Annotated in this window: 17 protein-coding genes; 9 read left to right on the plus strand and 8 right to left on the minus strand. The window is 61.9% G+C overall.

The features are described from left to right. Window positions 1-230: 230 nt before the first annotated feature. A complete protein-coding gene (locus EDC31_RS15560) occupies window positions 231-872 on the minus strand; it encodes a hypothetical protein (RefSeq protein ID WP_132127150.1) in 642 nt (213 codons plus the stop codon). Window positions 873-926: 54 nt separating this feature from the next. Next, entirely contained in the window at window positions 927-1,697 is a 771-nt protein-coding gene (locus tag EDC31_RS15565) for an ABC transporter permease (RefSeq protein ID WP_081797957.1), read from the minus strand. 640 nt (window positions 1,698-2,337) lie between these two features. Here EDC31_RS15565 and EDC31_RS15570 point away from each other — a divergent pair. Further along, entirely contained in the window at window positions 2,338-3,417 is a 1,080-nt protein-coding gene (locus tag EDC31_RS15570) for an IS5 family transposase (RefSeq protein WP_132127151.1), read from the plus strand. A gap of 106 nt (window positions 3,418-3,523) precedes the next feature. On the opposite strand, the gene EDC31_RS15575 is transcribed toward EDC31_RS15570, so the two are convergent. Next, on the minus strand, window positions 3,524-3,697 hold the full coding sequence (locus tag EDC31_RS15575; RefSeq protein ID WP_207912133.1) for a hypothetical protein: 174 nt from the start codon (window positions 3,695-3,697) through the stop codon (window positions 3,524-3,526). Window positions 3,698-3,764: 67 nt separating this feature from the next. Here EDC31_RS15575 and EDC31_RS15580 point away from each other — a divergent pair, with 67 nt between their 5' ends. Together EDC31_RS15580 and arfB are read left to right on the plus strand one after the other, a co-directional pair. After that, window positions 3,765-4,814, plus strand: a complete 1,050-nt coding sequence (locus EDC31_RS15580; protein WP_243697812.1) for an alginate lyase family protein — start codon at window positions 3,765-3,767, stop codon at window positions 4,812-4,814. A 35-nt stretch (window positions 4,815-4,849) separates the two neighbouring features. Beyond that, entirely contained in the window at window positions 4,850-5,272 is a 423-nt protein-coding gene (gene arfB, locus EDC31_RS15585) for an alternative ribosome rescue aminoacyl-tRNA hydrolase ArfB (protein ID WP_042061617.1), read from the plus strand. A gap of 266 nt (window positions 5,273-5,538) precedes the next feature. Here the strand turns inward: arfB and EDC31_RS15590 are convergent, their stop codons facing one another. The 5 genes from EDC31_RS15590 to EDC31_RS15610 all read right to left on the minus strand — a co-directional run bounded on the left by EDC31_RS15590 (window position 5,539) and on the right by EDC31_RS15610 (window position 11,966). Continuing rightward, complete coding sequence (locus EDC31_RS15590; RefSeq protein WP_052512197.1) at window positions 5,539-6,225, minus strand: GntR family transcriptional regulator; 687 nt, start codon at window positions 6,223-6,225, stop codon at window positions 5,539-5,541. An 87-nt stretch (window positions 6,226-6,312) separates the two neighbouring features. Then, window positions 6,313-7,764, minus strand: a complete 1,452-nt coding sequence (locus EDC31_RS15595) for a mannitol dehydrogenase family protein (protein ID WP_042061619.1) — start codon at window positions 7,762-7,764, stop codon at window positions 6,313-6,315. Then, entirely contained in the window at window positions 7,761-9,170 is a 1,410-nt protein-coding gene (gene uxaC / locus EDC31_RS15600) for a glucuronate isomerase (protein ID WP_042061621.1), read from the minus strand. The genes EDC31_RS15595 and uxaC overlap by 4 nt, the downstream gene beginning before the upstream one ends. Before the next feature lie 62 nt (window positions 9,171-9,232). Further along, window positions 9,233-10,417, minus strand: coding sequence for an alpha-hydroxy acid oxidase (locus EDC31_RS15605; RefSeq protein ID WP_042061623.1), 1,185 nt, complete (start codon window positions 10,415-10,417; stop codon window positions 9,233-9,235). A gap of 67 nt (window positions 10,418-10,484) precedes the next feature. Continuing rightward, entirely contained in the window at window positions 10,485-11,966 is a 1,482-nt protein-coding gene (locus EDC31_RS15610; RefSeq protein WP_081797880.1) for a carbohydrate porin, read from the minus strand. A 391-nt stretch (window positions 11,967-12,357) separates the two neighbouring features. On the opposite strand from EDC31_RS15610, the gene EDC31_RS15615 reads away from it, so the two are divergent. The 6 genes from EDC31_RS15615 to EDC31_RS15635 are packed head-to-tail and all read left to right on the plus strand — an operon-like array spanning window position 12,358 to window position 17,955. Further along, complete coding sequence (locus EDC31_RS15615) at window positions 12,358-13,629, plus strand: MFS transporter (protein WP_042061627.1); 1,272 nt, start codon at window positions 12,358-12,360, stop codon at window positions 13,627-13,629. Further along, window positions 13,629-16,022 (plus strand): TIM-barrel domain-containing protein, encoded by a 2,394-nt coding sequence (locus tag EDC31_RS15620; RefSeq protein ID WP_042061629.1) that lies wholly within the window; start codon window positions 13,629-13,631, stop codon window positions 16,020-16,022. The genes EDC31_RS15615 and EDC31_RS15620 overlap by 1 nt, the downstream gene beginning before the upstream one ends. A 52-nt stretch (window positions 16,023-16,074) precedes the next feature. Next, window positions 16,075-17,004 (plus strand): 2-hydroxyacid dehydrogenase, encoded by a 930-nt coding sequence (locus EDC31_RS15625; RefSeq protein WP_042061632.1) that lies wholly within the window; start codon window positions 16,075-16,077, stop codon window positions 17,002-17,004. A gap of 38 nt (window positions 17,005-17,042) precedes the next feature. Next, window positions 17,043-17,303, plus strand: a complete 261-nt coding sequence (locus EDC31_RS17950) for a hypothetical protein (protein ID WP_052512201.1) — start codon at window positions 17,043-17,045, stop codon at window positions 17,301-17,303. Further along, complete coding sequence (locus EDC31_RS17955) at window positions 17,300-17,452, plus strand: hypothetical protein (RefSeq protein ID WP_204366709.1); 153 nt, start codon at window positions 17,300-17,302, stop codon at window positions 17,450-17,452. Before EDC31_RS17950 ends, EDC31_RS17955 begins: the two co-directional genes overlap by 4 nt. Continuing rightward, window positions 17,449-17,955, plus strand: coding sequence for a peptide deformylase (locus EDC31_RS15635; RefSeq protein WP_042061634.1), 507 nt, complete (start codon window positions 17,449-17,451; stop codon window positions 17,953-17,955). The genes EDC31_RS17955 and EDC31_RS15635 overlap by 4 nt, the downstream gene beginning before the upstream one ends. Window positions 17,956-18,088 lie beyond the last annotated feature (133 nt).

An 18,088-nucleotide genomic window follows, 5' to 3' on the forward strand; every position in this document is an offset into this window, starting at 1 on the left:
TCACCTCCCAAACGACGTCAATAACAACGTCGTTAACGACAGGAGATTACCAATCATCCAATCCAATCATAAGGCGGCCCTGAGCGGCCGGTTACCCATGTTCGGCAGAGCAGGTTTCGAACTCCTCCGCGCCCGCGTCCTGCACGCAACGTGCGGATGAACCAAATTCTCGACGGGAATTAACAAGTAAATTTTACAAAACATCCGCATAATCAAATAAACAAAATAAATTATAAACGCATCTTTATGAAAGAATTTACATAATCATAAAATATTCCCCTTTCCTTTAGCCAAACAGTAACCGCATGATAATCGCACGGCAATGTTACAACTATAACATTATCCATCTTTCTTATTTTATCTGTTTGCCACCAATCATCCCATCTATAAGATTCTTTATGGTCATTCTCCGATCTAGGTAATGTTAAAATAATATTTCCATTAATTGAAGAAAAATTTCTTTCTAAATTATTTATTTTGAATGGAGGAGACATATGGCCATCCCCGGAAAAGCTATTTTTTATTTGAGGGGAATATAACATAAATAAATTTGCATTTACTTTCTTCCCAAAAAGAAGGGCTGCATACCCCCCACTACTTTGGCCACAAAAAATTTTTTTTTGGAACCTAAAATAAGAAAAAAAACCACTTAGCGTCCTGGAAATTATACTTTTTCTTTCTGAATACCAGCTCGAATTTTTATCAATAAAAGACAAAACATTTATGTTTAAGGTTTCAGAAAATTTCTTGCTTATAAATGGCTCTCCCAAACCACCAAACCAGACAACAATATCTTCGCTCACTTGTTCTGCGGAATGAAAAACAAATTCATCTTCCCCAAGAATTTTTTTTAGAAAGTCTACTTCTTTCATTTATTTTCCTCTTTGAATTTTAATTAACAACTATATATGTAATAAATACACGTATCACTCTAATCTAATGGATTTTCTTGCATCAAATGTTAACTTCATGCCAATAATTAGAAGAACTATATTTATCCAGGTGGAATATATTATATTATAGTGGGCATGCGCATGATAACCAAATTGACCGTCCCTTATCATTTCCACGCCCTCCACACTAGGAGATGACATTAATATCCATCTATATTTTTCAGGAATCCAATCAACCATCACAAATGCTCCAGATAACGGAATAGATAGATATGATATAATACCTAACGCTTTCTCTAAAATATCGCTCTTTTCCGACAGAGGCGCAATTAAGAGCCCACTAGAAAAGCAAAATACTGACTGATAAATGAGCCCAATTATAAGCATATCATATTTTTCTGGAGCTGAAATATATCCCAAAAAATAAGCTCCAAAATATATGACTATACCAGCACATATCGCACCAAGTATTTCAATAATCATTCTCGAAATTATTATATCCGTTGTTGTCACCTGTCGGTGATACATCAAGCTACCATTTGCCATAAATGCAGCAACAGATCTTGCTATGCAGTGTCTCCACATAGTAAGCGGAACATAACCAGTAAGCACTATAGCCGTCATCGGGAGACCATTTTCGTATGGTGGTCTAATTGCCGTCCAAACAACGGTCACACCCAAACAAAATAAAGCAGGCTCACCTACAAACCATAGAAACCCTATGTTTTCCCTGCCAAATCTTGTCTGCAGCTCTCTCATAATAAGAGCGTGAATTACTTTAAATTGTATATATATCCCACGCATATCAATTCAATCCTTAACATATAACGTGATTATTGCACATTAAGACAGTATTTTCTATAAGAAATCCGGGGGAATTTTGGCTGTAAACGTGCGCTCTTGTGACCGTCATTTGGGGAGCGTAGCCGCATGGAAGTCGACACCAGACTGACGCCTGATGAGGCCGAAAACTGCTGACGAGCCTAACGGAAGTGCCGCGAGCCGATCGACGACGATTGATCATGCTTTCATTCAAGGGCTAATTACCGCATTTCCCATTTCCATTGTAGGCCTTCCTTGCTTTAAGGACGACCGTCAGTCGAAACCTGCCTCAACGTACGCCGAAGATTGCCCATCCTGCCTAGTTTTCGCGGCACGCTACCCTTAGGTCCGATCGATCCGATGGGTAGAAGAAACCTTCGTCAGACCGGCTGTATACGCCATCCGATGCCGCTTCGCCATCGCCAAGCGGTGAACGCGTCCGTTTGGACAGTTTTTGGCTTGAATAAGCTATCTCCGATTGATGTTACGCCGCCATTCTGACGGTGTTATTGCTGACCATTGGGTCTGGGGTTAACCCAGACCCGCAGGGTTCGAAAGACCCTCTGGTTCTGTGCTTCGCTCTGTGATTCCATCTCTTCTGTGATGATTGGGGGGATGGCTCATGAAGCAGCCTGGTTTCTTTGATATTGAAGATCGGCTTGCCCGGTTGAGCGGGCTGGGCGATCAACTCGAAGCCTTATCCCGGACTGTGGATTTCGAGGTGTTTCGTCCTGATCTGGACAGGGCTCTGGCCTATTCAGATGGCAGTAAAGGCGGGCGTCCCCCGTTTGACCCGGTGCTGATGTTCAAGATCCTGGTGATCCAGACGCTGAACAACCTCTCCGATGAACGGACAGAATACCTGATCAACGACCGTCTGTCGTTCATGCGCTTCCTTGGCCTGACGTTATCGGATCGGGTGCCCGATGCCAAAACGGTCTGGCTGTTTCGTGAGCGTCTGACCCAGGCTGGCGCCATCCAGGGGCTGTTCGAGCGCTTTGACGCGACACTGCGGAACGCCGGTTATTTGCCGATGTCCGGCCAGATCCTGGATGCCACGCTGGTGGCGGCTCCAAAACAGCGCAATACCAATGCTGAGAAGGCGGATCCGCGTGAAGGGCGGATCCCACAAGACTGGCAGGACAGGCCCGCCAAGTTGTCGCACAAAGACCGCCATGCGCGCTGGACGTTGAAGTTCACGAAAGCAAAACGGCAGGATGACGGGACCATGCCCTCAACGGATCTCGCCATTCCGTTCTTCGGCTACAAGTCGCATGTTTCCATCGACCGGAAGTTTCGGCTGATCCGAAAATGGAAGACGACGGATGCCGCCGCCAGTGATGGCGTCAGACTGCGCGAGGGCTTGTTGGACAAAACCGATACGGCCTCAAGCGTCTGGGCCGACACCGCGTATCGCTCGAAAGCCAATGAGGCCTTCATGGACAAAGAGGGTTTCGTCTCGAAGGTCCACAGGAAAAAGCCGCATCTCAAGCCCATGCCCCGGCCTATCCAGAAATCCAACGCCGGGAACTCCGTCATCCGCTCCCGCGTCGAGCATGTCTTTGCCGATCAGAAATCGCAGATGGGTTTGTTCGTCCGGACCGTGGGTATCACCCGGGCCACCATGAGGATCGGGCTGGCCAATATCGTCTACAACATGCGCCGCTTCCTCTTCCTCGAGAGGATGAACGCGAGCGCGTAGTAATCCAGCGAATGATAGTCCCCGGTCTGCTCAGAACACAGATCGAAAGCCACCCCACGAACCGTCAATCAAATCACCAAAAATCTGAAATCACGAGCCAAAGGCATCAATCAACGGTTCTTCGATCCCTCCAGCTGTAGGGCGCGAGATTGTCGATGCCGTCGGCGCCGGTGGTGGAGATCCAGCCGATCGGGCGCGGCCCGACGATGGCGTTAAAGGGATCGTGTGCGAGCCCGTGCCCTTCCTCCGGTCGATAAGTATGGAACAATGCTTCGGACATCGCGCGGTGTCTCCTTGAGCCGCATGGTATGATGTCCGGCACGAGGAATGAAGGGAGAATGTCCGGCTTGAGCTTTCGACGTGTCGCGACGATCGGCCTCGCCGCTTCCCTCTGCACGTGCGGGTTTCCGAAGGCGCGGGCGGAGACGCCATGGTGTCCGGTGCCGCCCTCCCCGGCGGCGGCCGCGTTGCCGTCGATTCTGCACAGCCTCGACGCCGCGCGGGAGCGTCCGCCCGCGCCGTTGTCGCGCCTGCATACGGAAGGCACGCTGCCCCATCAGGGAATCTACGATGAGAGCATCGCCGCGAAACGCGATCTGCTCCTGATGCGGGATGCCGCCCTCGCCTGGCGCGCGGGAGCCGGAAACGAGTGGCTGGACTTCGTCCGCCGCTACCTCATGGCGTGGGTCGCTACCTATCGGCCAAGTTTCAACCCGATCGACGAGACCGGGTTCGACGCGCTGATCGACACCTATGCGATCATTGGCCGCTCCCTGCCGCCGGACAAGCGGGCGCGCGTGCGGGAGTATCTTCACGCCTGGGCGACGGGCTACATCGAGGCGATCGGACATCACAACACCCAGCCGACCTGGACCAACAACTGGCAGAGCCATCGCGTCAAGCTGGTGACGATGATGGCGGTCGCTCTGGATGATACATTGCTGTTCGATGCCGCCCGCACGCTGTTCCGCGCGCAAATCGCCGCCAATATCGCCCCGGATGGCGAGACGCTGGATTTCCGCGAGCGCGACGCGCTGCATTACGTCGTCTACGACCTCCAGCCGATGGTGCAGGCGGCGCTCGCCGCACGAACGCGCGGGGAGGACTGGTATCGCTGGACGGCCGATGACGGCGCCTCTCTGGCGAACGCGAAGGCGATGGCCTGGCTGTTGCCTTATGCGTCGGGCGAGAAAACGCATGAGGAGTTCGTCCGCTCGACCGTGCGGTTTGACGCGATCCGCGCGCAGGCGGGCCTGAAGGGCTATTCCGGCCCGTTCGATCCTCGTGGAGCTGGCACGCTTCTCTGGCTCGCCTCGGAACTGGACCCGTCTTTGCATCCTCTGGCCGAACGCCTCATGCCGCGTCCGCCTCCCGTCGTAATACTGTGCGGACAATGAGGAGCGCCCGCGTGAAAACATGCTATGCGGCACTCATGGCGATTGCGATCCTCCCCGGACTGACCCTGGCCGAGTCCGAACTGGAGGTCAGCTATATCCTAGCTTCCGGCCCCGGCGGCCAGAACGTCAACAAGGTGGCGACGGCAGCACAGCTACGCTTCGACGCTGTTCGTTCGCCCTCGCTGCCCGATCGGGTGCGCGCCCGCCTGCTGGAGATCGCGGGCAGCCGCGCCACGCGCGAGGGCGTCATCGTCATTACCGCTCGCCGCTTTCGCACCCAGGCGCGCAACCGCGAGGACGCGATCGAACGACTGGTCGGGCTGATCCGTGAGGCCGCGCACCGGCCCGCCTTCCGTGTCGCTACCCGTCCCGGACGCGCCGCGCGGCAGCGCCGGCTGGACGGCAAGGCCCATCGCGCCGGCATCAAGCGCAGCCGCTCCGTGCGTCCGGAGGACTGATGACAAAGGACGTAGCCACTGACTCGTGTGTGAAGTGACGCAGGTTGTCAGTTCTGATTCTCTTTCTGCAGGAAGAACTGGGGAGAGAGACTCGCTGATGACGGCGGCGGTGAAGCCACGGGATGACTATTCGGCCTCTGATTTGAGGCGGCTCGGCGCATGACGCTCAAGCGAGCATCCTCTACAATGTGAGCTAACGTGACGTCACCCATCACCGAAGGCAGCGCATTCACCGGCCGGCGCCCTCGTGCCGGCGCGCGCCCGCCCTACTGGTTGCGGTATTCGAGCGAGCGCAGGACCTGCCTCAGATGGGCGCGCAGGAGGCGCTTGGCCTTGGGGACGTTGCGGTCGGCCAGGGCTGCGACGATGTCGGTGTGATCGAGGATCAGGTCCTGGATGTGTTTGCGCCGGTCCAGGCTTTCGATGCGGATCCGGTCGAGATGGGGCTTGGAGGCGGCGATCGTCGTCCAGACATCGGGCAGGCCCGCGATGATCGACATGTGACCGTGAAAGGCTTCGTCGAGGTCATGAAAGCCCTCGAAATCATTCCGCTCGGCGGCCACCTTCTGGGCGGCGATGTTCTCGAGCAGCGTGGCATGGCCCGCGCGACTCCAGCGGTCGGTCACGCGGCGGACGAGGCCGCATTCCAGCCTTTCGCGGATGAACTGGGCGGCCATGACGCGGCTCAGCGTGATCGGGGCCACGAGCGTTCCCGATTGCGGCTTGACGATGACCAGACCATCGGCGGCCAGCCGCAGCAGGGCCTCGCGCAGGGGTGTGCGGCTGACGGCGAACTGCTCGCAGATCTCGCGCTCGACGATCTTGGCGTTGGGCGGCAGGTGGCCGAATACGATCTCGCGCTTGAGACGCGCATAGACGCGCTCGGAGAGAAGCGCGGCGCTTCCTTCCCTACGGCCGGTCTCCGAGACCGGTTCTTCCTCGACGACGTCCATGCCAGCCTTCCTCCATCGACCCATTGTCGCGGTTTTGGGCCGGCGGGCAAGAGCGCAGGCATTGGGACGCCGCGCCGAGAGGCCGCGTCAGAGGGTCAGGGCGGCGGCAGGATCGCGGCGCAGGCGGTCGATCTCAGCCGCGAGAGCGGACTGAAACGAATCCCCGCCGAAAACGGGAGTCTCGAACAGGCCACTCCGGCTGACCAGCGCGCCGACCTGCTGACGGGTCTCACCGCGCATCAGGCCGCGCAGCGCCTCAGCGCGCGGGTCCTGCAGGCTGATCGGCCGGGCAGCCCCGGGGCCGTCGGTCAGGCAGACGAGCCACGCCGCCAGCGCGCGCAGCAGAACCGGCGAGGCCATGCCGCGCGCGAGCCGCTCGCCCAGCGGGGCGATGATGCGCGGCGGCACCTTCTGCGAGCCGTCCGCCGCGATCTGGATCAGCTTGTGATGCAGCGCGGTGTTGGCGAAGCGGGCGAGGGTGGCCGCGCGGTAGGCCGCCACGTCCAGCCCCTCGGTGGCGCGCAGGGTGGTTTGGTTCTCGTCCCATAATTCCTCGACGATCCGGCGGCCCGGCCCGGTTGCGATCACCTCATGCACGAAGGCGAAACCCGCCAGCATCCCGCAGAAGGCCATGGTGGAATGGGCGGCATTCAGCATCCGCAGCTTGGCCAGTTCCCACGCCGTCACATCCCGCGTCAGGGTGACGCCGAAGCGCGCGAAATCCGGCACGTCGGCGGTCAGCACGGATTCGATCACCCACTGGCGGAAAGGTTCGGTCTTGACCATGGCGGCATCCGTCACCCCCGTCTGAGTGGCGAACTGCGCGATGTCATCCTGCGTCGTGGCGGGGACGATGCGGTCCACCATCGTCGAGGGAAAGGCGATCTGTGCGGCGATCCAGTCATGAAGGGCGGGATCGACTTCCCGTGCCATCGTCAGGACGGCCTCGCGCAGGCGGCCGCCATTGGCGGGCAGGTTGTCGCAGGAGATGACGTTCAGCCCGGTTGCGACCGTCGCCTTGCGGCGGGCCAGCGCGGCTAGAAGCAGGCCGGGAATGGTTTCGGGCGCCTGAGGATTGGCGATGTCGTGACGGATGCCCGGATCGTCGGGATCGAGGCTGCCGCCGCCGGGACGCTGGCGGTAGCCCTTCTCCGTGATGGTGAGGGTGACGATATGCGTCTCCGGGGCGGCGATCGCAGTGATAACTGGCGCGGCCCCATCGGCGAGCACCATGACGCCACGATTGGCGCCGATGACGCGCGGGGCGATGGCGTCCCCGTCGCGTGCGACGACGGTATAAAGCCCGTCCTGCGCGGCGAGGCTCCGGCCCGGCTCCGCCGAACGGTTGGAGACGCCCAAGATGCCCCAGCGCGGATCGCCCGCCGCCAGCGCGTCGTCGAAGAACGTGGCCTGATGGGCGCGGTGGAACGCCCCCAGCCCGAGATGCACGACGCCGGTCTTCACCTGGGCGCGGTCGTATCGCGGGGTTTCGAAGGTGGGGGGGAGCGTGCCGAGCGTGGCGGCGGAGAGACGTGTCATAGCTGGTAGGCCTTTTTGACCAGCCCGTAGGTCAGGTCGTGAGCGATCTCCTCGGCCTCATCCTCGCCGATCCGATGTTCGGCGACGAGGCGGGCGAGATAGGCGGCGTCCGCCCGGCGGGCAACGTCATGGCGGGCGGGAATGGAGAGAAAGGCCCGCGTGTCGTCGTTGAAGCCGACGGTGTTGTAGAAACCCGCCGTTTCCGTGGCCGCGGCGCGGAAGCGCGCCATGCCGTCGGGACTGTCGAGGAACCACCAGGGCGGACCGAGGCGCAGGGCGGGATAATGGCCCGCAAGGGGAGCCAGTTCGCGGCTGAAGGTGGTCTCGTCGAGCGTGAAGAGGATCAGTGTCAGGCGCGGGTCGTTGCCCCACTGGTCGAGCAGCGGTTTGAGGGCATGGACGAAATCGACCGCGACCGGGATATCGGCCCCCTTGTCCGCCCCGAAACGGGCGAAGAGCGAGGGGTTGTGATTGCGGAAGACGCCCGCGTGAAGCTGCATGACCATGCCGTCTTCCGCCGAAAGCCCAGCCATTTCCGTCAGCATGTGGCCACGGAAGAGCCGGGCGTCCTCCGGCGTGACGGTGCCGGTGGTGACGCGTCTGTAGAGCGCTTCGACCGCCTCGGCGGGCAGCCAGGTGGTGAACGGGTCTGGGTGGCCGTGGTCGGTCGAGGTCGCGCCCATCGCGCGGAAGAAGGCGCGGCGGACGCGATGGGCCTGCATGTAACCCGAGAAAGTGGTGACGTCCTGGCCGGTCACGGCGCCGAACGCACGGATGGCCTCCTGGAAGCCGGGACTTTCGGGGTTGGTGACGTTATCGGGGCGGTAGGCGGTGAGGATGCGTCCGCCCCAGCCGCTCCGGCGGATGCTGGCATGGTGTTCGAGCGTATCGAGAGGGCTCTCGGTCGTCGTCAGCACCTCGATGTTGAATTGCTCGAAAAGGGCGCGAGGGCGGAACTCCGGCGCTTTCAGCCGAGTGTCGATCACGTCATAATAGTGGTCGGCGGTTGCGGCATCCAGACGGCTGCGCAGGCCGAAGACGTAATAAAAGACCCAGTCGAGCCACAACCGGCTCGGGGTGCCACGGAAGAGATGGTAACGCGCGGCGAAGAGTCGCCAGACCGCGCGCGGATCGGCGGTGGAGCGCCCGCCCGCCGGCGGGATGCCCAGCGATTCCAGTGGCACGCCCGTGCTCATCAGCATGCGGAACACGTAGTGATCGGGGATGATCAGAAGTTCGGCGGGGTTCTCGAAAGGCTCGTTCCCGGCGAACCAGGCCGGGTTCGTGTGCCCGTGGGGGCTGATGATCGGCAGGCTGGCGATCCTGTCATAGAGCCGCCTTGCGATGGCGCGTGTCGCCTCATCGGGGGGAAAGAGCCGGTCGGGGTGCAGTGTCAGGGCGGCCATGGCGCGAATTCCATATTCATCTTCATCGGGAGCAGGCAGACGGGTTCGGGGTCTTTCGGCGGCTAGGGCGCCGTCCCCAGCGCTCCGCGTCGTCGGAGGCGGTTGTCGCGCGCTTCCAGCGGTGTCAGCAGGCCGAGGAAGGCGAGTTCCCGGTCCATCTCCCGGGCGAGCAGACGCAGGGCGTGCCCAATTCCCGCCTCCCCGCCGACTGCCGCGGCGTAGAAGAACGGACGGCCGATGAACACGCCATCCGCCCCCAGGGCGATCGCCTTGAGCGCGTCGCCCGCACGCCGCACGCCGCCATCGAGCAGGATCGTCAGATCCGGGCAGGCGGCACGGATCTCGGGCAGGGCGTCAAGCGGCGCGATCATGCAGTCCGACAGTCGCCCGCCATGGCTGGAGACGATCACGGCATCGACTCCTTCCCGAGCGGCCTGTCGGGCATCTTCGGACGAGAGGATGCCCTTGAGCACGAGCCTGCCTTTCCATTGCGCGCGGATGTGGCGGATATCCTCCCAGGAGAACCTGTCCGCGCCGCCGATCTGGCCGATGTCGCGCGTGAAGACATGGGGCCCGCGTGTGGCGGCGATATTGGCGATATGCGGCACCCCTCTCTTGAGAAAGGTCCGTAGGGCGGTGCCGAAGAGCCAGCGGGGCGAGAGGGCGATATCCGTCAGGATGCGGGGGGCGAAGCGGAAGGGCATCGCGTAGCCCGCGCGGGTCTCGGGCTCGCGGAGGGCGGCCACCGGCACATCCACCGTGATCACGAGGGTTCCGAATCCAGCCCGCGCCACACGGGCGAGCACGCCGTCGATCGTCGGGCGGTGGGCCGGGAAATAGGCCGCGAACCAGGCATGCGGGTTGACGGCGATCACCTCTTCGAGAGGGGTGATGGAATTGGCGCTCAACTGATAGGGCACGCCGGCCTCGAAGGCGGCGCGCGCCATGGCGATATCGCCGTCATAGGCCAGCACCGCACTGGCGCCGAGGGCGGAGATCCCGATGGGCATGGCATAATCGCGCCCGAGGATGCGCGCACGGGACGAACGATCATGCGTGCCGCGCAGGACACGCGGCACGAAGCACCAGCGCGCAAACGCCTCGCGGGCGGCGGCCAGGGCGAGACCGTCGCCCGCCCCTCCGGACACGTAGGCCGCGAACGCTCTGGGGAGACGCCGCCTTGCCAGGGCGGCGAAGTCTTCGAGGTTGAGGATGCTCCCGGCGCTTCGCAAGCGTCTCTTGGTCATGGTGGTCCTTGAATGTGTTCTCTCGAATGGGCGAAGTCGGGCTCGGGGGAGGGGGCTTGCGGCGCCTTCAGAGCGACATGGTCAGGCCGGATGTAATGAGAAATGCGTCATGCAGTTTGGGAGTCGGTGCGGGATTATGCACGTAGCTCAGCGAGTTGGTGAAATAGAGCCCGCGCATGACATGCATCGCGTAGGAGGCGGTCGTCGTGTTGGAACTGCGCGCGGCCGTCGCACCCTGGGCGATGCGGTAGGCGTAGGCGAAGTTGCTGAGCTTGTTGAACGTGAAGCCGAGGGAAGCCGAATCCTTGGAGCGGCTCGCAAACGGGCCGACGAAGTAGATCGTGCCGCTGATATCACGCGCGAACACGTTGCGATCCGGCGGAGCGGCATCGGCCTTGAAATTCATGAACATGCCGCGTGAGGGAATTTTGCGGTCGAACTGCATGATCTGATAGTCCGCCGCCGCGTAAAACGCCTGATTGCCGCGCGTGTATTTATTCTGGCTGTAATTGAAGAAGCTGGTGTTGTTGTAGATCGCGCCGCCGCGCAGCCACATCATGTGGTGATCGCCGGAGGGGCGGACGCGATAGCCCACTTCGTTGACGAACAGCGCGCCCGTTTTGGGCACATGCCATTCCAGCCCCATGCCGGCCTCCACGTCCGCGCGCTCGCCGAGCGGGCTCACGCTGCGGGCCACGCCGAAATGGTCGTAGAAACGCATGGACTTGGAGAAGAAGCGCACATCGAAGCTCGGCGTGGCGAAGAAGTTCGACATGCCGACCTCGATGGGGATGACGCTGCTCGGGCCGAGTGCCGAGGCCGCCGTGCTGGTGCCGTAATTCGTGCCGTAGAACTGGTTGGAGAACTCCGTATAGCCATACTGGATGGCGATGCGGGGCGTGAAAAACGGCTGGACGATCGAGAACTGGGACATGCCGAAGGCGTTCGGGCCACGGCCCGGATAGTTGTTGCGCCACAGATACCCGGTCATCGTGAACTGCGCGTCCTTCCAGAAAGGCAGGTGCGTGCGGTTGAGGTCGAAGGTCAGCGTGAAGCCCGGCGTGGAATTGTAGGTGAGATTCTGGCCGACATAATGCGGCGTATGCGCGTCATGGCCCAGCATGTCGTAGGTCAGGCTCCCGGCCAGCACGCCCGTGATCAGGATGCCATGATCGACCAGCATCTGGCGCAGACCGCCCCACTCGGGCGAGATATCGTCACAGGTGGTGATGGCGGGCACTTCCGAGCCCCGCGTGCGGTAGCGGTCGTAATAATGGCAGCCCGTGGTCGCGCCGTCATCGCTGCCGATCTGCATCGGATTCACGAGGCTGGAACTCGAGGAGAGGACCGGCCTCGTGATCGTGGGCGGCATGTCGCTGGTCAGCCTCGATTGCGCGTGCGCCGGGCCGGGGAGGGCGGCCGTCAGGGACAGCACGATGCCAGCGGCCGACCAGCGCTTCGCGGAGTTGGGTATTTTGATATACCTGTCTATCAAAAATTCCGCCTCTTCGTATTTCAGTTTTACTCTGCCGCTCAGTGAGAAAGTCATGTCAGTTATCCCAATAGGCGAAGTTTATCAGATGGATTCGCCGAAAAGTCGACCGCGTTCGCCCGAGAAGGCATTCATAGCGAGAGAAAAATCGTTTGCGAGACAGAAAATGACTTTTGGGTAATAAATCACATATATGTGAATAGATATATCACATGAGCATGCTATCCCCTCCAGCATTGACGCTCAGCGAGCGTGAGGATTTTTATGAAGTCGCCATTATAATGGGTGTTTGTTGTCAGGACGCGCCAAGGTCTCTTCCGGGCCGTTATCCGACATTAATATACCAAAGAGACTTCCATCCTCGCGACGCCATCGCAAGGCGCACCACTCCGGGCCTGGGCGGCACAAGATCCGCTCCCGGGTTTCGGCCAGAAGGATTTGGGTAAGTATGATCGTGCGTGGTTTGCGATGGTACATCGTCGCGTTGGTCAGCTGTGGGACGATTCTCAACTATCTCGCCCGGAACTCCCTCGGCGTGCTCGCACCCACGCTGAAGACGACGCTTCACATCACGACGCAGCAATACAGCTACATCGTCGGTGCGTTCCAGGGCGCCTATACGCTGATGCAGCCGGTCTGCGGCGGGCTGATAGACTACATCGGGTTGCGGTTCGGATTCGCACTGTTCGCCGTCGGCTGGTCCGTCGCCAACATGCTGCATGCCGTGGCGGCAAGCTGGCTGGCGCTGGCCGTGTTCCGCGCCCTGCTGGGTGCGACGGAGGCAGCCGCCATCCCTGCGGGCATGAAGGCGATCGCATCGTGGTTCCCCCGCCGGGAACGCTCGATCGCGACGGGATATTTCAACGCCGGAACCTCCTTCGGCGCGCTGCTCGCCCCGCCGCTCGTCGGATTCGTCTCGCTCTATTTTTCATGGCGGGCGGCCTTCGTCGTCACCGGCGGCCTCGGTCTGATCTGGGCGGCGGTCTGGCTCTGGCTGTATCGCAGCCCTTCGCAGCACCCCGCGATCACGACGGCCGAGCGCGACATGATCGCGGCCGACCGCAACCTGCGCCAGATCGGGGCTCCGGCGTCGCCGATGCGACCCGGCGTGATCCTGCGCTCGTCCCGCTTCTGGACGCTCGCGGTGCCGCGCTTTCTGGCGGAACCGGCCTGGCAGACCTTCAGCTTCTGGATCCCGCTCTATCTCTCCACCGAGCGCGGCTTCGATATCAAATCCATCGCGCTGTTCGCGTGGCTGCCGTTCCTTGCCGCCGATCTCGGCGGGATTCTCGGCGGCTATCTCTCGCCGTTCTTCATGCGTGCGTTCGGGCTCAGCCTCGTCTCGTCGCGCGTGCTGGGAATTTTCCTCGGCGCCATCTGCATGATCGCTCCCGGTTCAGTGATGTTCGCCCATGGCCACGTCGCGGTGATTGCCCTGTTCTCGATCGGCGGATTCGCCCACCAGATCATCTCGGTGCTCATCAACACCCTGACCGCCGATCTCTTCCCCGAAGAGCAGGTCGGTCTGGCCAATGGTCTGGTGGGGCAGGCCGGGTGGCTGGGCGGCCTCATCTTCTCGCTGGCCATCGGGCAACTGGCCGAAACGGTCGGGTATGGCCCGCTATTTGCCTGCCTGTCGCTTTTTGACCTCGTCGGTGCCGTTTACCTGTTCCTCATGGTCCGACACTACGGGCTTGCCTCATCCGCAAAGGATAGCTGATGCGTAACGCCACCCTTTCCGCCCCGCCCGTCTTCTCCCTGTCCGGTCAGGGCACGGGGTGGGTCGCGCTGACCTCCGATACGGGCGCGCGGGCGGAGGTCTTCGTGCTTGAGGACGATATCGTGCGCCTGCTCGTGATGCCGGGCGGCGCGACCGCGCTGCCGCCGAGCTGGGCGATCGCACCCGGCGCGGAGGACGTGGCCGAGCCGGGCCGCGACCGGCATGCGACCGATGGATTTTCCCTCCCCGCTTTCACGCTTGATTGCACCGAGGGCACGATCGTCATCCGGACGGCGCGGCTGCGCCTGACGGTGACGTTGCGCGGGCTGCGGTGCTGCTGGGCGCAGAAGATCGGCGAGGACTGGGTGGAGATGTTCTCCGACCGCGCCACGCAGGCCTATAATTTCGGCTGGTGGGACGCGCGGGCCTATCATTACGTCGCGCGGGCCGATGGCGAGAGCTATTACGGCCTGGGCGAACGCGCCGGCGCGCTGGATCTCGCGGGGCGGCGCCACCGCCTGCGCATGATGGACCCGATGGGCTACGACGCCGAGCACACGGATGCGCTCTACAAGTCGATCCCCTTCATTCTCGCGGCCGATCAGGCAAGGCACTGCTTTGGCATGTTCTACGACACGATGGCGGATGCGAGCGTCGATCTCGGCTGCGAGATCGACAATTATCACGGCAATTACCGCTATTTCGTCAGCGAGGATGCGCGCGATATCGACCTGTACGTGATCGCGGGGCCGGATCCGCTTGCGGTCGTCAAGCGCTTCACCTGGCTCACGGGGCGGCCCGCGCTGATGCCCGCCTGGTCGCTCGGCTATTCCGGCTCGACGATGACCTATACCGATGCGCCCGACGCCTACGACCAGATGATGACATTCGTCGACAAGCTGCGGCGTTACGACATCGGATGCAGCTCGTTTCACCTCTCCTCGGGCTACACCTCGATCGGCGACAAGCGCTACGTGTTCAACTGGAACCGCGACAAGTTCCCCGATCCCGCCGCGTTCATCACCGCCTACCGCGACGCGGGCATCGAGCTGGTGCCCAACATCAAGCCGGCCCTCCTGCGCTCGCATCCGCGCTATGACGAAGTCGCCGCGGGCGGGTATTTCGTCAATGACGCGCAGGGCGATCCCGTCGAGGCCCAGTTCTGGGACGAGGTGGGCAGCTTCATCGATTTCACGAATCCGCAGGCCGCCGTCTGGTGGCGAGAGGGGCTGACGGCGAACCTGCTCGACTACGGCATTCTTTCGACGTGGAACGACAACAACGAATACGGCCTGTGGGACCCGCGCGCGCGGTTCGACTATTTCGGCCAGCCGGGTCCTGCGGCCTATGGTCTTTCCCTCCAGCCGCTGTTGATGATGCGGGCCTCGCGCGCCGCCCAGATGGCCCGCTGGCCGGACAAGCGGCCCTATGTCGTCACACGCTCCGGCATGGCCGGGATGCAGCGCTATGCACAGACCTGGAGCGGGGACAACTACACCGCCTGGAAGACCATCCGCTACAACGCCCGGATGGGCCTGAGCCTGGCGCTTTCGGGCGTCTCCAACACAGGTCACGACATCGGCGGCTTCTATGGGCCGTCACCGGGGCCGGAGCTTCTCGTGCGCTGGGTGCAGGCGGGAATCACGTTGCCGCGCTTCAGCATCCATAGCTGGAACGCGGCGGGCGCCGTCAGCGAACCCTGGATGCATCCCGAGGTGCTGCCCGAGATCACCGGCCTGATGGCCCTGCGTCAGCGTCTCGAGCCGTTCCTGTTCGATCTCGCCGTCGCCTCGCATCGGCATTACGAACCGATGCTGCGACCGGTCTGGACCATGTTCCCCCATCAGCCCGAGGCATGGCAGGAGCAGGACACCTACATGCTCGGGCCGGATGTTCTGGTGGCCATCATCGCCGAGCCGGGCCGGGAGGAGGTTGAGGTCAACCTCCCCGGCGAAGGGGCCTGGACGCATCTCTTCACCGGGCAGACCTACGCTGCCGGACGCGCGCGCGTGAAATGCACCCTTGCGGACCCGCCCGTCATGCTGGTGCGCAGCGGGGCCGTGGTGGTGCTGGCGGCAGGGAAGACGGGCTTCGGCGTCACACCCGAAATCACGCGCCTCGTGATCTGCCCGCCCGCCGGGAACGGTGTCATCCCGTGGGTGCATTATGACGAGCGTGTGCGCGCCGTCGAGGGCGGCCCTGCCTGCTCGGGCACGGTCACGGCGGACGGGAGTGCCCTGCGGATCGAGATCGAGCTGGTTGATGGCGGGGCGGAACTCCCGCAGATGGTGATTCCGCCGGGCGAAACCCGGTCCGTCACCGTCAACGGCGTGCCCGTGGCGACCGTTTTGGCCGATGGCTGGCTGACCCTGCGTCCTGGCCCGGCTGCCTGACGGTTCTGGCCTCGCATCCCTGCTTTCCACGATCGGACGAAAGACACATCCCATGCCTCATGACGGCGCGCCTGACATTCTCGTTCCTGACGTTCTCGTTATCGAATCGCTTCCCCCCGCGGCGCAGGCGGAACTGGAGCGGCGCCACGCCACGCACCGCTTCACCTCGCTCAAGGCGCTGCACGCTGTCGCCGAAGGCATCCGCGCGGTCGTCACGGGCGGCGGCACGGGGCTCGATCCCGCCATCATGGGGGCCCTTCCCGGCCTGCGGCTGATCGCCGTCAACGGTGTGGGAACGGACCGGATCGATCTCGTGGAGGCCGAGCGGCGCGGTATCGCCGTCAGCACCACGCGCGGGCTGCTGGATGCCGATGTGGCCGATCTCGCCATGGGACTGATGCTGGATGTGATGCGCGGGATTTCGGCCAATGACCGTTTCGTGCGCGCCGGGGAGTGGCTGAAGGGCGGCCCGCCGCTGGGCGACGCCATCACGGGCAAGAAGCTCGGCATTGTGGGGCTGGGGGCGATCGGCGAGGGAATCGCGCGGCGCGGCGCGGCCTTCGGGATGCGGATCGCCTATCATACGCGCCGCGAGAAGCCGGGCAGTTCCTACACTTACTACAGCGATATCGTGGCCCTCGCGCACTGGTGCGACGTGCTGGTACTCGCCCTGCCCGGCGGCCCGGCCACGAGCGGGCTGGTGAACCGGGCGGTGATCGACGCGATCGGGCCGCAGGGCTATCTGGTCAACGTCGCGCGCGGGAGTGTGGTGGACGAGCCGGAACTGGTGGACGCACTGAAGAACGGGCGTCTCGGCGGGGCGGGGCTGGATGTTTTCGCCCATGAACCGCAGGTGCCCGAAGCACTGCTCGGGCTGGAGAACGTCGTTCTGCAGGCCCATCGCGGCTCGGCGACGAAGGAGGTTCGCGCGGCGATGGCAGCGCATGTCATCGCCGCGCTGGATGGTCTCGCGGGGTCGTAACGCCCTGAAGCGGAGCGGTTTTTTTGGAGGCCGGGTAGGTGGGGGGCGAAAAACGCCTTGGCTTCGAACTGGTGGCGGCCCCCGCCTGTGACGGTGCATGGCCGCGCCAAGGCGAAAGCGTGACAGCGCTTCCCGTCGTTCCACGCCTGCGGGCCGGGCAGGACGCCGAGGAGGCGGTCGCTCCCGGCTTCGTTCAGGCGCTTCAGGACGCCTACGACTTCATCGCCGCGTGGCCGGAAGCCGGATCGCTCCGTTATGCATACGAGCTTGCACTCTCCGGCCTGCGGACTCGCGGATGAGGAAATATCCGTTCATCGTGTTTTATCTGCGCCGCCTGGACCATCTGGACCATCTGGACCATGTGGATGTCTGGCGCGTGCTGCATGTTCAGCATGATATCCCTGACTGGATGGCGCAGCCGGATGCGGAGGAGGGGTCGGTTCAATGACGGTGCGCCCGGTTGTACTGTTCCCGGATCAGCGCCTGCGGATAGTGGCTGAGCCGGTCGTCGCATTCGACGAGACGCTGCGGACATTGGTTGCTGATCTGCTCGACACGGTGCGGGCCGCGCCCGGCATCGGGATCACGGCGCCGCATATCGGCGTGCTCCGGCGCGTCGTGGTGCTGGACCTCCCTGACGGCTCCGGTCCCCGGACCTATATCAACCCGGAGATCGTCTCGCGTTCCGATGAGACCGTCCGGCACGAGGAGGGCAGCATCTCCATGCCTGGCATCATCGAGGTCGTGGAACGCGCCGCGCGGGTCAGAGTGCTGTATCGTGATGCTGACGGGCACGAACGGATGGAGGACGCTGAGGGCCTGCGGGCGATTTGTCATCAGCACGAGATCGATCAGTTGGATGGGATCTTCTGGATGCAGCGTCTTCCGGCTTTGCGCCGCAGCCGGCTGAAGGCGCGGTTTAAGAAAGCCGGGCGGATCGGAACGGAGTAAGGCCGGAGCAAATGAGAAAGGTCTGATTTGCGGAGAAAATTGGGTTCTTCCGCACTTTTCGTGATGATGTTTTTTGATTATGCGGGCTGAAGGACACGCGCCCTGAGGAGTTCGAAGCCTGCTCTTCCGAACA

Origin of the sequence: Acidomonas methanolica, assembly GCF_004346035.1 — a bacterium.
GTDB classification, from domain to species: domain Bacteria; phylum Pseudomonadota; class Alphaproteobacteria; order Acetobacterales; family Acetobacteraceae; genus Acidomonas; species Acidomonas methanolica.

Excerpts from the sequence above, each read along its gene's own strand:
- EDC31_RS15560 (WP_132127150.1), bottom strand. The coding sequence starts at position 872 with ATGAAAGAAGTAGACTTTCTAAAAAAAATTCTTGGGGAAGATGAATTT.
- EDC31_RS15565 (WP_081797957.1), bottom strand. The coding sequence starts at position 1,697 with ATGCGTGGGATATATATACAATTTAAAGTAATTCACGCTCTTATTATG.
- EDC31_RS15570 (WP_132127151.1), top strand. The coding sequence starts at position 2,338 with ATGAAGCAGCCTGGTTTCTTTGATATTGAAGATCGGCTTGCCCGGTTG.
- EDC31_RS15575 (WP_207912133.1), bottom strand. The coding sequence starts at position 3,697 with ATGTCCGAAGCATTGTTCCATACTTATCGACCGGAGGAAGGGCACGGG.
- arfB (WP_042061617.1), top strand. The coding sequence starts at position 4,850 with ATGGCGATTGCGATCCTCCCCGGACTGACCCTGGCCGAGTCCGAACTG.
- EDC31_RS15590 (WP_052512197.1), bottom strand. The coding sequence starts at position 6,225 with ATGGACGTCGTCGAGGAAGAACCGGTCTCGGAGACCGGCCGTAGGGAA.
- EDC31_RS15595 (WP_042061619.1), bottom strand. The coding sequence starts at position 7,764 with ATGACACGTCTCTCCGCCGCCACGCTCGGCACGCTCCCCCCCACCTTC.
- uxaC (WP_042061621.1), bottom strand. The coding sequence starts at position 9,170 with ATGGCCGCCCTGACACTGCACCCCGACCGGCTCTTTCCCCCCGATGAG.
- EDC31_RS15605 (WP_042061623.1), bottom strand. The coding sequence starts at position 10,417 with ATGACCAAGAGACGCTTGCGAAGCGCCGGGAGCATCCTCAACCTCGAA.
- EDC31_RS15610 (WP_081797880.1), bottom strand. The coding sequence starts at position 11,966 with ATGACTTTCTCACTGAGCGGCAGAGTAAAACTGAAATACGAAGAGGCG.
- EDC31_RS15615 (WP_042061627.1), top strand. The coding sequence starts at position 12,358 with ATGATCGTGCGTGGTTTGCGATGGTACATCGTCGCGTTGGTCAGCTGT.
- EDC31_RS15620 (WP_042061629.1), top strand. The coding sequence starts at position 13,629 with ATGCGTAACGCCACCCTTTCCGCCCCGCCCGTCTTCTCCCTGTCCGGT.
- EDC31_RS15625 (WP_042061632.1), top strand. The coding sequence starts at position 16,075 with ATGCCTCATGACGGCGCGCCTGACATTCTCGTTCCTGACGTTCTCGTT.
- EDC31_RS17955 (WP_204366709.1), top strand. The coding sequence starts at position 17,300 with ATGAGGAAATATCCGTTCATCGTGTTTTATCTGCGCCGCCTGGACCAT.
- EDC31_RS15635 (WP_042061634.1), top strand. The coding sequence starts at position 17,449 with ATGACGGTGCGCCCGGTTGTACTGTTCCCGGATCAGCGCCTGCGGATA.